The sequence below is a fragment of the Pseudomonas sp. KH_024_B2 genome (assembly GCF_057839965.1).
The window spans coordinates 4,152,459-4,166,826 of sequence record NZ_CM174502.1; the positions used below are offsets into that span (position 1 = coordinate 4,152,459).

General features: G+C 59.7%; 14 protein-coding genes. 6 read left to right on the forward strand and 8 right to left on the reverse strand.

The genetic code is table 11. The features are described from left to right. Positions 1-6: 6 nt before the first annotated feature. From flgK to AC3I0A_RS19315, 7 genes are all read right to left on the reverse strand, one after another. Complete coding sequence (gene flgK / locus AC3I0A_RS19285) at positions 7-2,052, reverse strand: flagellar hook-associated protein FlgK (RefSeq protein ID WP_489373869.1); 2,046 nt, start codon at positions 2,050-2,052, stop codon at positions 7-9. A gap of 23 nt (positions 2,053-2,075) precedes the next feature. Further along, complete coding sequence (flgJ, locus tag AC3I0A_RS19290) at positions 2,076-3,356, reverse strand: flagellar assembly peptidoglycan hydrolase FlgJ (protein ID WP_489373871.1); 1,281 nt, start codon at positions 3,354-3,356, stop codon at positions 2,076-2,078. Between the two features lie 10 nt (positions 3,357-3,366). Further along, positions 3,367-4,476 carry a flagellar basal body P-ring protein FlgI gene (locus AC3I0A_RS19295; RefSeq protein WP_489373873.1) on the reverse strand — a complete coding sequence of 370 codons (1,110 nt, stop codon included), beginning with the start codon at positions 4,474-4,476 and terminating at the stop codon, positions 3,367-3,369. A gap of 6 nt (positions 4,477-4,482) precedes the next feature. Continuing rightward, positions 4,483-5,178 carry a flagellar basal body L-ring protein FlgH gene (gene flgH / locus AC3I0A_RS19300; RefSeq protein WP_489373874.1) on the reverse strand — a complete coding sequence of 232 codons (696 nt, stop codon included), beginning with the start codon at positions 5,176-5,178 and terminating at the stop codon, positions 4,483-4,485. Between the two features lie 51 nt (positions 5,179-5,229). After that, on the reverse strand, positions 5,230-6,015 hold the full coding sequence (gene flgG / locus AC3I0A_RS19305; protein WP_489373876.1) for a flagellar basal-body rod protein FlgG: 786 nt from the start codon (positions 6,013-6,015) through the stop codon (positions 5,230-5,232). Between the two features lie 45 nt (positions 6,016-6,060). Then, the gene (locus tag AC3I0A_RS19310; protein WP_489373878.1) at positions 6,061-6,801 is read right to left on the reverse strand and encodes a flagellar basal body rod protein FlgF; all 741 of its coding nucleotides are present in this window, start codon (positions 6,799-6,801) and stop codon (positions 6,061-6,063) included. Positions 6,802-7,121: 320 nt separating this feature from the next. Then, positions 7,122-8,681, reverse strand: a complete 1,560-nt coding sequence (locus AC3I0A_RS19315) for a sigma-54-dependent transcriptional regulator (RefSeq protein WP_489373879.1) — start codon at positions 8,679-8,681, stop codon at positions 7,122-7,124. A gap of 549 nt (positions 8,682-9,230) precedes the next feature. Between AC3I0A_RS19315 and phhA the strand changes: the two genes are divergently transcribed. From phhA to AC3I0A_RS19345, 6 genes are all read left to right on the forward strand, one after another. Then, the gene (gene phhA, locus AC3I0A_RS19320) at positions 9,231-10,022 is read left to right on the forward strand and encodes a phenylalanine 4-monooxygenase (RefSeq protein WP_489373880.1); all 792 of its coding nucleotides are present in this window, start codon (positions 9,231-9,233) and stop codon (positions 10,020-10,022) included. A 69-nt stretch (positions 10,023-10,091) separates the two neighbouring features. After that, entirely contained in the window at positions 10,092-10,448 is a 357-nt protein-coding gene (locus AC3I0A_RS19325) for a 4a-hydroxytetrahydrobiopterin dehydratase (protein ID WP_489373882.1), read from the forward strand. Continuing rightward, positions 10,448-11,641, forward strand: a complete 1,194-nt coding sequence (locus tag AC3I0A_RS19330) for an amino acid aminotransferase (RefSeq protein WP_489373883.1) — start codon at positions 10,448-10,450, stop codon at positions 11,639-11,641. Before AC3I0A_RS19325 ends, AC3I0A_RS19330 begins: the two co-directional genes overlap by 1 nt. A gap of 280 nt (positions 11,642-11,921) precedes the next feature. Then, positions 11,922-12,053, forward strand: a complete 132-nt coding sequence (locus tag AC3I0A_RS19335; RefSeq protein WP_489373885.1) for a hypothetical protein — start codon at positions 11,922-11,924, stop codon at positions 12,051-12,053. Positions 12,054-12,133: 80 nt separating this feature from the next. Further along, a complete protein-coding gene (locus tag AC3I0A_RS19340; RefSeq protein ID WP_489373887.1) occupies positions 12,134-12,316 on the forward strand; it encodes a hypothetical protein in 183 nt (60 codons plus the stop codon). A 136-nt stretch (positions 12,317-12,452) separates the two neighbouring features. Further along, positions 12,453-13,667: an MFS transporter gene (locus AC3I0A_RS19345; protein WP_489373888.1), complete on the forward strand. Its 1,215-nt coding sequence runs from the start codon at positions 12,453-12,455 to the stop codon at positions 13,665-13,667. On the opposite strand, the gene arfB is transcribed toward AC3I0A_RS19345, so the two are convergent. Then, a complete protein-coding gene (gene arfB / locus AC3I0A_RS19350; RefSeq protein WP_489373890.1) occupies positions 13,664-14,077 on the reverse strand; it encodes an alternative ribosome rescue aminoacyl-tRNA hydrolase ArfB in 414 nt (137 codons plus the stop codon). The genes AC3I0A_RS19345 and arfB overlap by 4 nt on opposite strands. Positions 14,078-14,368 lie beyond the last annotated feature (291 nt).

Here is a 14,368-nt window from a genome sequence, read left to right on the forward strand (position 1 = left end):
ACTCCCTTAAAGACTGTTGATCAGCGTACTGAAGGTTTCTTGCGCGGCCTTGATGATCTGCGTCGACGCGGTGTAGTACTGCTGAAACTTGACCAGGTCAGCGGCCTCATCATCAAGGTTGACCTGGGAAACCGAATTTCGACTGGCCTTGGCCTGAGCCAGAATCGCGCCGGTTGCCGTATTGTCTACACTGGCCTGGCTGGCTTGGGCACCCACCTGCTCCACCAGCCGGCTGTACGCTGTGGTCAGACTGACACCCGCATTGCCCCCAGTCACACCCACCGTTGCCTTGGTCTGCAAACCGAGAAGCGCGTTGGCGTTGCGGTTATCCGATTTGCCTTCAGCGTTAAACGAAATGGTGTAGCTGTCGTCTTTCGCTGGCGAGCCGCCAATGGTGGTATCGAAACTAAAGGTCTTGGGGTTGTTGGCGGCATCGAGAATCGGGTTCCCGGCGGCATCGCGCATCGGCACACTGATTGTCAGATTGTTGATCTGGCCAGGAATAATGCTGCCCGAGCCAATCTTCGTGCCTTTGGCGTCATACACGTTGTAGACCTGTGTGCCGCCACTGGCCGCGTCAAAGGCCAGTTTGACCGGCATTGAGTGTTCGATGGCACCTTGCAGCTCAGCCAGGTCCGCGCCGCCGTAAATATCCAGCGCAGACGACAGCGACGGCTGGGTAATCGTACCGGTGCCATCATTGCCGGTGTTGCCAGTAGTGGACAACGGCCCGGCGAATGCCAGTTTGGTGGCATCGGTCAACTGTGTACCAATGGTGGTCGCGCCCGCGCGGGTTGGTATCACCTTGAAGCTGTCGCCGGCGCTGAGGGCACCAGCGCCATTCAGTGACAGAGTGAACCCATCGATTACCGGCGGCGGACTGGTCGACACATCGAACGAGCCCATGGATGTACCGTCGGAGCGACTGACGCTGTACTGCGTGGCACTGCCGAAGGTCACTTTATAATCGTAGGTAGACAGCGCACTGGTATCGGTGATGGTGACATTCAGATTGCCGGAGCCAGCACTGTTGCTTGACGCCGCGAGACTGCGCTGGCTGATGGACTCAGCGCTGTTGATGTTGGAGAACAGCGATGTTCCGAATTCACCATTGGCGTCCAGACCTTGCCCAAACTGACTGTTGACCGCACCTGCAACCACCAGCGCCGTGCGCCCAAGATCATTCATTGCCGGTGCCAGCACATCGTCGCGATAACGCAGCAGGCCACCGATTTGCCCCCCGGTAATCACCGAGGTCACATCAGCGCTAGACTGGGGGTAATTGATTTGAATGTTGTACTGGCTCTTGTCAATCGGACCGGGAACCACCGACAGCGTGCTAGTGGTAGTGCCAAGGACCAGCAACTGCCCCGAGCCAAGCGCAATATCATAGTTGCCGTCGCGCTCGCTAACGGTCACACCCACCAGCTCATTCAGCGAGCGAACCGCCTCGTTACGAGCATCAAGCAGGTTCGCCGGACCGCTCCCCGACGTCGCCGACTGGGTAATCTGCTGGTTAAGCGAAGCAATCGATGATGCCAGCTGATTAACCTGCCCGACCAACGTACCCATCTGGGCGTTGATGCCTTGGTTCTGCTGGTTCAATTGCGACGAAATGGCGTTAAACCGGTTACTCAGCGTCTGCGCGCTGGTCAGTAACAACTGCCTGGAGGACATATTGTCCGGTGCCGCGGCAGACGTCTGCAACGAAGAAAAAAAGCTGCTCAGCACGGCACTAATGCCAGTGGACTTATCGGACAGAAGCTTATCGACCGAACCGATCTGGTCGAGATACGCCTTGGCATCGCTATTGAGCGAGGTGGTGGTCTGCAACTGTTTATCGAGGTAGGCGTTATATACCCGGCGCACATCAGCCAGGGACGTGCCGCTGCCGATAAACACGCTACCGTACTGTTGAGAAGCCTTGCTGCTCTGGACGGTTTGCTGACGTGAGTAACCCGCGGTGTTGGCGTTGGCAATGTTATTACCAACAGTGGCCAACGACGATTGACTCGCATTGAGCCCCGACATCCCGATATTGAGCAAACTCATGATTCAGACCTTATAGCTTATGCCTACAAAGGCGTGGTGGAAGCGCCTGCCGCAGCGTAGTTCTGGTAACTTTTCATCTGCTTGGCTATCTGCGAAATCTTGCTGGCGTAGTCCGGGTCGGTTGCATACCCGGCTTTTTGCAACTCGCGTACAAACTGTTCCGGGTTATCGGCCGACTTCAGCACTTCTTGATAGCGATTGTTGCTTTGCAACAAGGTCACCAGGTCGTGGAAGCTGTCCTGATAAGAGTCGTAGGAACGGAACTCTGCGGTCTCCTTGACCCTCTCGCCATTTCTGAATTCGCTGGTGATCGCTCGGGCCTGAGCACCCTTCCAGCTGCTGCTGGCCTTGATGCCGAACAGGTTGTGGCTGCTGCTACCGTCCTGCTGACGCATGACCGATTTACCCCAACCGGTTTCCAGCGCGGCCTGGGCCACCAGATACCGTGGATCGACGCCAATCCGCTCAGCCGCCTGCTGCGCCATTGGCAGCATGGTGGCGACGAATTGGTCTGCGGAACTGAACGCCTGCCTGGCCGGCGCCAATGGCGGCTGGGCCACGGCACGAGCGTAAATCTGCATCCGCCCGCGAGGCGCGGAATAGCTTTGCGCAGCCTGCCCATCACCTTTGATCACGGCATCAAGGGCCGCAGTGGTGCGGTCCGGCAACGCGGTTTTGTGGGTGGCCACGGACGCCGTCGCGGACGACGGCACGATCCCGGCCAGCAAACGATCGGTCAGTTTGCTCGGCAACGACAGTCGACGCTGGTTGAGCAACGCCATATCGTTATGCACAGTACCGTCAGCAGCCTTTTGCGGATCAACCGCGCGCGACGCCCAGAGCGGACGCTGGCCATTGAGCCGGGTCAGCGCTCCGCCCTGCGCGCCGGTACCGGCGGCGATGGCCGTAGGCGTCGGCGCCTTGAGCACTTCAGTCGCGCCGGGCAATGCGGCGGCAGCGGCGGCAGTGGTCGATTTGGTTTTCGACATCTGGCGCAGCAACACGTCAGCCAGACCAATACCACCGCCCTCGCGGGACATGGAAACCGCCAGTTGCTGGTCGTACATTTCCTGGTATTGCTTGGCCGCCGGCGTGTTGAGCGGATTGTCCTCACCCAGCGCGTCGGTGGCCGAGCGCATGGACTTGAGCATTTCGTTGAGGAACAGCGACTCGAACTCCTGCGCGACCTTGCGCATGTTCCCGTCGCTGTCCTTGTCGCCGACCTTGAGCTGGTTAAGCCGGCTGAGGTCGGAGTAAGCCCCCGAATCCCCACGGGTGACCAGACCGCTCTTGCGAATATCCACGGCCGCTACCTCAAATCACGATCAGGTCGGCTTGCAAGGCGCCGGCCTGTTTCAAGGCTTCGAGGATCGCCATCAAGTCACCCGGCGCTGCGCCGACCTGATTCACGGCACGGACGATCTCGTCCAGCGTGGTGCCCGGGCCGAACTTGAACATCGGCTTGGCTTCTTGCTGGGCATTGACCCGCGAGCGCGGCACAACCGCCGTTTGACCATTGGACAAAGGCCCCGGCTGGCTGACGATCGGGTCTTCGGTGATGGTCACCGTCAGGCTGCCGTGGGTCACGGCGGCCGGTGAAACCTTGACGTTCTGCCCGATCACGATGGTCCCGGTGCGCGAGTTGATAATGACCTTGGCGACCGCCTGACCCGGATCGACTTCGAGGTTTTCGAGGATCGACAAATAGTCGACGCGCTGGCTCGGATCCAGCGGCGCAGTCACCCGAATCGAACCGCCATCGATGGCTTGAGCGACGCCAGGGCCGAGCATGTCGTTGATCTTGTCGACGATGCGCTTGGCGGTGGTGAAGTCCGAACGATTGAGGTTGAGGGTCAGGCTGTTGCCCTGATTGAAACCACTCGGCACCGCTCGTTCGACCGAGGCACCACCGGGGATCCGGCCGGCCGACGGAACGTTGACGGTGATCTTCGAACCATCAAGCCCTTCAGCGTCGAAACCACCGACCACCAGATTGCCCTGAGCGACCGCATAGACGTTGCCGTCGATACCCTTGAGCGGCGTCAACAGCAAGGTGCCGCCACGCAGGCTCTTGGAGTTGCCGATGGAAGCCACCGTGATATCGATCACCTGGCCCGGCTTGGCGAATGCCGGCAAATCCGCACTGATCGATACCGCCGCGACGTTCTTCAACTGCACATTGCCCGAGCCGGCCGGTACCTTGATGCCGAACTGCGACAGCATGTTGTTGAAGGTCTGCAGAGTGAACGGGGTTTGCGTGGTCTGGTCGCCCGTGCCGTTAAGCCCGACGACCAGGCCGTAGCCGATCAATTGGTTGGAACGTACGCCCGAAATACTCGCGATGTCCTTCAACCGCTCGGCATGGGCGCCGAGGGTTGTAGACAGCAAAATGACGGCCGCGACCAGGTGCTTGAGATTGAACATAGTCACCTAGAAAGGGAACAGCGGGCTGAGGAAGAAACGGTCGAACCAGCCTGGCTGACTCGCATCGGCAAACGAACCGGTACCCGAGTAAGTAATGCGCGCATCGGCAATCCGGGTCGACGGTACAGTGTTGTCGGTGGCGATATCGTCGGCCCGGACCAGACCGGCAATGCGCACCAGTTCATCGCCGGTATTGAGGGTCATCCACTTCTCGCCGCGTACAGCAATGATGCCGTTGGGCAAGACGTCGGCGACGGTCACGGTAATCGAGCCGGTCAAGCTGTTGCCCTGCCCGGCCTTGCTGTCACCCTTGGTCGCACGGTCACCGCTGTAACTGGCATCCAGGCTCAGATCGCTGCTGCCCACCGGGTTATTGGTGCTCAAGCCGCTACCGAACAGGGAAGTCAGACCGATGCCGGCCTTGCTGTTCTTGTCTATTTGCGAGTTGGCGTTTTTGCTCGCCTGGGTTTTCTCGTTCAGGGTGATGGTGATGATGTCACCGACCCGGAATGCCTTGCGGTCGCCATACAGGTTCTGCTCGAAACCGGCCTGATAGATCGAGCCGTTGTTCGCCGCAGCGGGCAACGGCGTACGCGGCAACACCGGCGCGTAGTAAGGGTCATTGGGCTTCGGCGTCGGGGCAACACAGCCCGCGAGCACAGCGATCCCACTCAGTGCTAGAACAGAAACAAACCGATTCATGACCCTACCTCACGGTGTTGCAGGCGACCTCAGGCCGCCTCATAGACTTGATTACAGATTCTGCGTAACGAACCCAAGCATCTGGTCGGCGGTGGAAATCACCTTGGAGTTCATCTCGTACGCGCGCTGGGTGGTGATCATGTTGACCATCTCCTCAACGGTGCTGACGTTGGAGGTTTCCAGGGTGTTCTGCAGAGTGGTACCGAAACCGTTCAGGCCCGGTGTGCCGATTTGCGGCGCGCCACTGGCCGCGGTTTCCAGGAACAGGTTGCTGCCCGCCGCTTGCAGACCGGCCGGGTTGATGAAGTCAGCGGTCTGCAGGTTGCCGATCACTTGCGACGCAGCGTTACCGGCGGTCGTGATCGAAACGGTACCGTCCTGGCCGACGGTGAAGGTTTGCGCTTCAGCCGGAACCACGATTGCAGGCTCCAGCGCAAAACCGTTGGCCGTCACGATCTGGCCGTTGGAGTCCAGGTGGAAGGTACCGTCACGGGTGTACGAAGTGGTGCCGTCCGGTTGCAGAATCTGGAAGAAACCGCGGCCATTGACGGCCAGGTCCAGCGGCTGCTCGGTGGTTTGCAGGCTACCGGCGGTGAAGTTCTTCTGGGTGCCGACGATGCGCACACCGGTACCCACTTGCAGGCCCGATGGCAATTCGCTGTCCTGGGTCGACTGGGCGCCTGGCTGGCGTTTGATCTGGTACAGCAAGTCCTGGAACTCGGCACGGTCACGCTTGAAACCGGTGGTCGAGACGTTCGCCAGGTTGTTGGAAATGGTGGTGAGGTTAGTGTCCTGGGCGGACAGACCTGTTTTGGCAACCCATAGAGCCGGAAGCATTCGATTCTCCTCGTGCGCCTGTTTTACGGCGCGACGTTCTGATAATTAGCTGATCTGCAAGACCCGAGCCATGGCTTGGTCATCTTCTTTGGCAGTGTTCATCATCTTGATGTGCAGCTCGAACTGCTTGGCCAGCGCCAGCACCGAGGTCATCTCTTCGACGGCATTGACGTTGCTCGACTCGAGGAACCCGGACACCACTTGTACGCTGGCATCGGCCTGCGCCGGCTTGCCGTCCTTGGTGTGGATCGAACCGTCCAGGCCCTTGGTCATGTTCTGCAGATCCGGCTTGACCAGCTTGATCCGGTCGACTTCAGCCATCACCCGCGGGCCTTCGCCCAGCGCGCGGATGCTGATGGTGCCGTCCTGACCGATTTCGACTTTCTGCTCTGGCGGCACGGCAATCGGCCCACCATTACCCATCACCGGCATACCGTTGCCGGCCCGCAGTACGCCGAGGGCGTCGACGTTCATGCTCGCGGTGCGCACGTAACCTTCGCCACCATCGGGGGTTTGCACGGCAATCCAGCCGTCGCCGCTCACCGCCACATCGAGGTCGCGACCGGTTTCCACCATGGACCCGGCAGTGAAATCGGTTGCCGGCCGTTCGGACAACGCAAACGCCCGCGCCGGAAAGCTGTCGCCAAACACCGGCATCGAACGCGCCTGCTCCAGGTCACGCTGAAAACCGTTGGTGGAGATGTTCGCCAGATTGTTGGCATGGGCCTTTTGCGCCAGTGCATTCTGGCTGGCGCCGGTCATTGCCACGTAAAGGTACTTGTCCACAGTCTTTCCTCTATCTGCCGGACGTTTGCCGCCCACCGCTGTACTGCTGAGCCATAAGCAATAAGTGCACCAACTTTTTTCTGGCGGCTGGAGGGCAGGCAAACAAGGGACTTGAGGGGATCAGAGGGGATTTATGAATTGTGTCAAAGACGAAAAACCGGCGGGGTTATGCCGCCAAGTGGCAACGATGGACATCGGGCAACGGCCACCACCGCTATCGCGAGCAAGCTCGCTCCCACAGGGATCTTCAGCGCGACGCAGATCCACTGTGGGAGCGAGCTTGCTCGCGAAGAGGCCGGCACAAACACAGCAAGTGTCAGCTAGGACTCAGTCTTGCCAACCTCATACTCACGTAACTTGTTGGCAATGGTGGTATGCGAAACCCCCAACCGCTTGCCCAATTGCCGGCTGCTCGGATGCTCGGAATACAGTCGTTCCAGCACCGCCTTCTCGAAGCGCCCGACAATCGCGTCCAGCCCGCCTTCCAGGGAAAAATCGCCAAGCGGCTGGCGCACGCCGTAGTCCGGCAGACGAATATGTTCGGCCTTGACCGTCCCGCCCTCACACAGCGAAACCGCCTGAAACAACACGTTCTCCAATTGCCGAACGTTGCCCGGCCAGTGGTAATGACTGAGCCGATCCATCGCCGCCGGCGCCAGTTTCGGCAAGGGGCAACCGATCTGCCGGCTGGCCTGATCGAGGAAGTGCTCCACCAATGGCGTCAAACCGTCGAGGCATTCGCGCAATGGCGGGATATGCAGGGACAGCACATTGAGCCGATGGTAAAGGTCCTGGCGGAACTCACCGCGAGCGCACAGCTCCGACAGATCGACCTGAGTCGCGCAGATCACCCGCACATCCAGATAAACCTCTTCGTCGCTGCCAACCCGACGGAAGCAGCCGTCCTGCAGAAAGCGCAGCAGCTTGACCTGCAAGCGCGGACTCATTTCCCCCACTCCATCGAGAAACAGCGTGCCGCCCGCTGTCAGCTCCAGCAGACCGAGCTTGCCTTCGGCCCGCGCGCCTTCGAAAGCACCGGGACCGTAGCCGAACAGCTCGGTCTCGGCCATCGACTCCGGCAGCCCGGCGCAGTTGAGCGCCATCAGTGGCGACTGCCCACGGGGGCTCGCCAGGTGGCAGGCGCGGGCCAACAATTCCTTGCCGGTGCCGGTCTCGCCTTCAATCAGCAATGGCGCATCCAGCGGCGCCATGCGCCGCGCTTCGCGAACCACCGCGGCCATGACTTTAGAACTCTGGAAAATGCTGTCGAAGCCGCGCAGCTCCTGCTTGCGCACGTTGTAGATACGCTCGCCGACCCGATCGGCCCGGTGCAGCGTCAATACCGCACCCGCCATGGCCTCGCTGTCGTCATGCTCCGATTGCAGCGGCGCGATATCGGCGAGAAACACATCGCCCTTGACCTTGACCCGCAAGCCGTTGATCCGCGATTTGTTGGCACGAACCAGTTCTGGCAAATCGAAATCTTCGGCGTAGCGCGACAGCGGAATCCCCGGCACCTCATCCACCCGCACGCCGAGCAGCTGTGCAGCGGCCCGGTTCGCCGCAACGATGGAGCCGCCCATGTCGATGGACAGCACCGGAAACTCCAGCGCCCCCAACAATGCGTTGAGCTCCATATGCCGACGCTCGCTGGGCATCAGTCCTACCCGTTTGACGCCGAACACACCGGTAATCGCCTCGAATTTCGGGCGCAGGGCCTGGAACTGGATATTGATCAGATTCGGGCAATGCAGGTAGATCGCGTTGCCGTGCTCGCCGCCGACTTCGCCGCGGGCGACGTTGATCCCGTACTCCACCAGCAGATTGAGAATGTCGCGCAGGATGCCGATGCGGTTCTGGCAGTGGACTTTGATGCGCATATAAAGGCCCGCAATTTTATTGGAAGGTCGAGAATCCCTGAACAAGCGCTCTAGAGACGCTTACGCAGGTAAAACCCAATGCCAGTCAGTTAACATAAATCTGTGGACTGATGATCACTTGTGGCGAGGGAGCTTGCTCCCGCTGGGGCGCGAAGCGGCCCCAAAAACAGCAATCGCGTTGTTTCAGGTAAAACACATCAGCCGGATTTACGACTGCTGCGCAGCCGAGCGGGAGCAAGCTCCCTCGCCACAGGTTCTGCATTCGGCGCCTCAACTGTTAACTGACCGGTATTAAGGTAACGCCCGCCACTTTTTTTGCAGTCAGGCTCAGTTAGTCGTCAAGATTATGTGACAGTTTCAAGCCTTTTCAAACCGGCAGATCTCAATGCACATGGGTTCGAGATCATAACGTAACGAAAACTTTACAAAAAGCAGGGAAAATTCCTACCTACTCTCCAACCGAGGTACTGCAACTCGCTCTTCTCTGCGCTATCTATATGTACATAAGTTGAACCATAACAAGAACGTATCCCCTAGCAGGAGAGCAGCATGAAGCAGACGCACTACGTGGCTCGCGAGCCCGATGCGCAAGGTTTTATCGACTACCCCGCTGAAGAACATGCGGTGTGGAACACGCTGATTACTCGTCAACTGAAAGTGCTCGAGGGTCGTGCGTGCCAGGAATACCTGGACGGCATCGAAAAACTCGGCCTGCCCCATGACCGCATTCCGCAACTCGGCGAAATCAACGAGGTCCTGGCTGCCACCACTGGCTGGCAAGTCGCCCGGGTTCCGGCGCTGATCCCCTTCCAGACCTTTTTCGAATTGCTGGCCAACAAACAGTTTCCGGTGGCGACCTTTATTCGTACCCGCGAAGAGCTGGATTACCTGCAAGAGCCGGACATTTTCCACGAGATCTTTGGCCACTGTCCGCTGCTGACCAACCCCTGGTTCGCCGAATTTACCCACACCTACGGCAAGCTTGGCCTACAGGCTTCCAAGGAAGAGCGGGTCTACCTGGCGCGGCTGTATTGGATGACCATCGAATTCGGCCTGGTCGACACGCCCCAAGGCCTGCGTATCTATGGCGGCGGCATTCTGTCCTCGCCGAAAGAAACCGTTTACTGCCTGTCGGACGAGCCGGAACATCAGGCCTTCGATCCGCTGGAATGCATGCGCACGCCGTACCGCATCGACATCCTGCAACCGCTGTACTTTGTCCTGCCTGACTTGAAGCGTCTGTTCGACCTGGCTCATGAAGACATCATGGGCATGGTTCAGCGCGGCATGCAGCTGGGCTTGCACGCACCCAAGTTTCCGCCAAAGCCCAAGGCGGCCTGAGAACGTAGCGCTCGCGACGTTCTCGAAAAAATAGTAGTTTCCAATAAGAACCGAATTCAGGAATACACCATGTCCACTCTGAACCAAGCCCATTGCGAAGCCTGCCGCGCCGATGCTCCCCAAGTCAGCGACGAAGAACTGCCGGTACTGATCAAGCAGATCCCTGACTGGAACATCGAAGTTCGCGACAGCGTCATGCAGCTGGAAAAAGTCTTCCTGTTCAAAAACTTCAAATTCGCCCTGGCCTTCACCAACGCTGTCGGTGAAATCTCCGAGGCCGAAGGTCACCACCCAGGCCTGCTCACCGAGTGGGGCAAAGTCACCGTGACCTGGTGGAGCCACTCGATCAAAGGCCTGCACCGCAACGACTTCATCATGGCCGCGCGCACTGACGAAGTGGCCAAAGAAGCCGAGGGCCGCAAGTAATGCATTTCGATGCCATCGGCCGAGTGCCCGGCGACCCGATTCTCGGCCTGATGGAGGCCTATGCTGCGGATACGAATCCGCGCAAATTCGACCTCGGCGTTGGCGTCTACAAGGACGCCCAGGGCCTGACGCCGATTCTTCAGGCCGTGAAGCTGGCCGAACAACGGCTGGTCGATCGACAAACCACCAAGACCTACATCGGTGGTCACGGCGATCCGGCGTTCGGCAAGGTCATCAATGACCTGGTGCTGGGCGCGGACTCCGAGCTGATTGCCCAACAGCGGGCCGGTGCGACCCAGACCCCGGGCGGCACTGGCGCACTGCGCCTGAGCGCCGACTTCATCGCCCGCTGTCTGCCGGGTCGTGGCATCTGGCTGAGCAATCCGACCTGGCCGATCCACGAAACCATCTACGCCGCGGCCGGCCTCAAGGTCAGCCACTATCCGTATGTCGGCAGCGACAACCGCCTCGACGTCGAAGCCATGCTGGCGACCCTGAATCGGGTGCCCAAGGGCGACGTCGTGCTGCTGCATGCCTGCTGCCATAACCCCACCGGTTTCGATCTGTCCCACGATGACTGGCGTCGGGTGCTGGAGATCGTCCGCAGCCGCGAACTGCTGCCGCTGATCGACTTCGCCTATCAGGGCTTCGGCGACGGTCTGGAGCAGGATGCATGGGCTGTGCGACTGTTTGCACAAGCATTGCCTGAGTTGCTGATCACCAGCTCCTGCTCGAAAAACTTCGGCCTGTACTGCGAACGTACCGGCGCATTGATCGTCTGCGCAGCGAATGCCGACAAACTGCTGGATATCCGCAGCCAACTGGCCTTTATCGCCCGCAACCTGTGGTCGACACCGCCGGATCATGGCGCGGCAGTGGTCGCGACCATCCTCGGTGATCCAGAACTGAAAAGCCTCTGGGCCGATGAAGTCGAAGCCATGCGTTTGCGCATCGCGCAACTGCGCTCAGGCCTGGTGGAAGCCCTTGGGCCTCACGGTCTTGGCGAACGCTTCGCCCATATCGGCGTCCAGCGCGGGATGTTTTCCTACACTGGCCTGACACCGACCCAGGTGCAGCGCCTGCGTGAGAACCACAGCGTGTACATGGTCAGCTCCGGCCGCGCCAATGTCGCCGGTATCGATGCGACACGCCTGGATTTGCTGGCTGAGGCGATTGCCGAGGTTTGCGCATAAACCCTACCCCTCCACCGATCGTTCCCACGCTCTGCGTGGGAATGCCTCAATGGACGCTCTGCGTCCGCTCTTGGGACGCGGAGCGTCCCGGGCTGCATTCCCACGCAGAGCGTGGGAACGATCATTGGCTCTCCTTTTCACCTGTCTAGACAACCCCATCCGTCGTAACAATTGGATATAAAAGTCTTTTTGGCATTTCCAGTGCTGTATCCTGCCGAGGCTTTTTAAAAGCGCGGATCTACCAGCGATTTAAAAACAGACCTTGCGAGGAGCGACGACGATGCACGAAATCCCTAATCTCCCCTTCCCAAGCCTGCACGAGACTGAGCAGACAACCCCGCAACAAGCCGGCGCCCAACAGCCCGAGCCCAAAGAAGCAGTTGAACGCCGCAATGCCGACAGCCAAGACTGAAAGCGATACCCAGACCGTGTGGAAAGCGCTGATAATGCGCTTTCCACACAGCCTGAACGCCAGCCCTTGAGAGCCGAACCATGACCGACAACTTCAGCGAAACCCAAGCCAACGCTCTGATCGGCACTGCTGAAAAGATGATCGAGGTCTGGAGTCGTCTCTCTCCGGAAAAACAAGCTGCGCTACTGCAACGCTTCGGCACCCAGGAAAACGCGCTTGCCGCTCTGGTCGCCACGCAAATGCTGGCCCCCGCCAAGTCCTGATTTTTCCCGCCTGAATCAAATCATTGCCGCATCCTTTGCGTCGGCGAGATAGTTTTCGTTTTAGCCCCCTGCATCGGCGCAACCATCGGTATCATAAGCAGCCTATCTATCCTGCTGCCCCCATGGACCTTGACCCATGCCAGATACCCAGCGCCCCATGGCGGTCACGCTGCAAGTCGTTTCCATCGTGCTGTTCACCTTCATCGGCTACCTGAATATCGGTATTCCCCTGGCCGTGCTGCCGGGCTACGTGCACAGCGACCTGGGTTTCGGCGCGGTGATCGCAGGCCTGGTGATCAGCGTGCAATACCTCGCCACCCTGCTCAGCCGCCCTTATGCCGGGCGCGTCATCGACAACAAGGGCAGCAAACTGGCGGTGATGTATGGCCTCGCCGGTTGCGGCTTGAGTGGTGTGTTCATGCTGATTTCGGCCTGGACCCAAAGCCTGCCGATGTTGAGCCTGATCAGTCTGTTGATCGGCCGCCTGGTGCTCGGTAGCGCGGAAAGCCTGGTGGGTTCCGGCTCGATCGGTTGGGGCATTGGCCGGGTCGGCGCGCAGAATACCGCCAAGGTGATTTCCTGGAACGGCATCGCCAGTTACGGCGCGCTGGCCGTCGGCGCGCCACTGGGGGTGCTGCTGGTCAATCAACTGGGACTCTGGAGCATGGGCGTCAGCATTCTGTTGCTGGCCACGCTGGGCCTGCTGCTGGCCTGGCCAAAAACCGCCGCGCCGATCGTGGCCGGCGAACGCCTGCCGTTCCTGCATGTACTGGGGCGAGTGTTGCCACACGGCTGCGGCCTGGCCCTGGGCTCAATCGGCTTTGGCACCATCGCCACGTTCATCACGCTGTATTACGCCACTCAGCAATGGTCCAACGCCGTGCTTTGCCTGAGCCTGTTCGGCGCCTGCTTCATCGGTGCGCGGCTGCTGTTCGGCAATCTGATCAATCGCCTCGGCGGTTTTCGCGTGGCGATTGCCTGCCTGTCGGTGGAAACTCTGGGGCTCTTGCTCTTATGGCTGGCCCCGGATGCCCACTGGGCCCTGGCTGGCGCAGCGCTAAGCGGCTTCGGGTTTTCGCTGGTATTCCCGGCCCTGGGTGTGGAAGCGGTCAATCTGGTGCCGGCCTCCAGCCGTGGTGCGGCGGTCGGGGCTTATTCACTGTTCATTGATCTGTCGCTGGGGATCACCGGGCCATTGGCCGGAGCGATTGCTGCAGGCTTTGGCTTTGCTTCGATCTTTCTGTTCGCGGCCCTGGCGGCCATGAGCGGCCTGATGCTGAGCCTCTATCTGTACCGGCAGGCGCCGCAGCACCTGAACGAAAGGCACCGCAAAGATCGCGAGGCGAACTAGAAGTCGACCTTACCGCGCCCAGCCTTGATGCTGCCGCGCTTGGTCTTGGATTCGAGCCGACGGGTCTTCGAACCGAGGGTCGGCTTGGTCGGGCGGCGCTTCTTTTCGACCTTGGTAGCGCTGAGGATCAACTCGACCAGACGCTCCAGCGCATCGGCGCGATTCTGCTCCTGCGTCCGATACTGCTGTGCCTTGATAATGATCACCCCTTCATGGGTGATGCGGCTGTCGCGCAGCGCCAGTAGCCGTTCCTTGTAGAACGGCGGCAAGGATGAAGCCGGAATATCGAAGCGCAAATGCACCGCGCTGGAGACCTTGTTGACATTCTGCCCACCCGCGCCTTGGGCACGAATGGCGGTCAACTCGATCTCGGCATCCGGCAGATGCACAGTGTTGGAAATCACCAGCATGGAAAAGGGTCCGCAGTCAGGGCTCTCAGGATACCTCGAATGATGTGCTGACTGGACGGGCCCTTTCGCGAGCAAGCTCGCTCCCACAGGGTTTGCGCCGATCACACCTGGGAGGTTTGACACAAATCCAATGTGGTAGCGAGCTTGCTCGCGATGAGGGAGTATCAGCAGACATCAGCTTTGAATGTGCTGGCCTCATTGCGAGCAAGCTCGCTCCCACAGGGTTTTGGGTGAAGCCCATAACCCATAAAATGACAAACCCGGCACATAGCCGGGTTTGTTGTTTCTGCG

Bases quoted from the DNA above. Each gene is read 5' to 3' on its own strand.
- flgK (WP_489373869.1), bottom strand. From the start codon at position 2,052: ATGAGTTTGCTCAATATCGGGATGTCGGGGCTCAATGCGAGTCAATCG.
- AC3I0A_RS19295 (WP_489373873.1), bottom strand. From the start codon at position 4,476: ATGTTCAATCTCAAGCACCTGGTCGCGGCCGTCATTTTGCTGTCTACA.
- flgH (WP_489373874.1), bottom strand. From the start codon at position 5,178: ATGAATCGGTTTGTTTCTGTTCTAGCACTGAGTGGGATCGCTGTGCTC.
- flgG (WP_489373876.1), bottom strand. From the start codon at position 6,015: ATGCTTCCGGCTCTATGGGTTGCCAAAACAGGTCTGTCCGCCCAGGAC.
- AC3I0A_RS19315 (WP_489373879.1), bottom strand. From the start codon at position 8,681: ATGCGCATCAAAGTCCACTGCCAGAACCGCATCGGCATCCTGCGCGAC.
- phhA (WP_489373880.1), top strand. From the start codon at position 9,231: ATGAAGCAGACGCACTACGTGGCTCGCGAGCCCGATGCGCAAGGTTTT.
- AC3I0A_RS19325 (WP_489373882.1), top strand. From the start codon at position 10,092: ATGTCCACTCTGAACCAAGCCCATTGCGAAGCCTGCCGCGCCGATGCT.
- AC3I0A_RS19330 (WP_489373883.1), top strand. From the start codon at position 10,448: ATGCATTTCGATGCCATCGGCCGAGTGCCCGGCGACCCGATTCTCGGC.
- AC3I0A_RS19335 (WP_489373885.1), top strand. From the start codon at position 11,922: ATGCACGAAATCCCTAATCTCCCCTTCCCAAGCCTGCACGAGACTGAG.
- AC3I0A_RS19340 (WP_489373887.1), top strand. From the start codon at position 12,134: ATGACCGACAACTTCAGCGAAACCCAAGCCAACGCTCTGATCGGCACT.
- AC3I0A_RS19345 (WP_489373888.1), top strand. From the start codon at position 12,453: ATGCCAGATACCCAGCGCCCCATGGCGGTCACGCTGCAAGTCGTTTCC.
- arfB (WP_489373890.1), bottom strand. From the start codon at position 14,077: ATGCTGGTGATTTCCAACACTGTGCATCTGCCGGATGCCGAGATCGAG.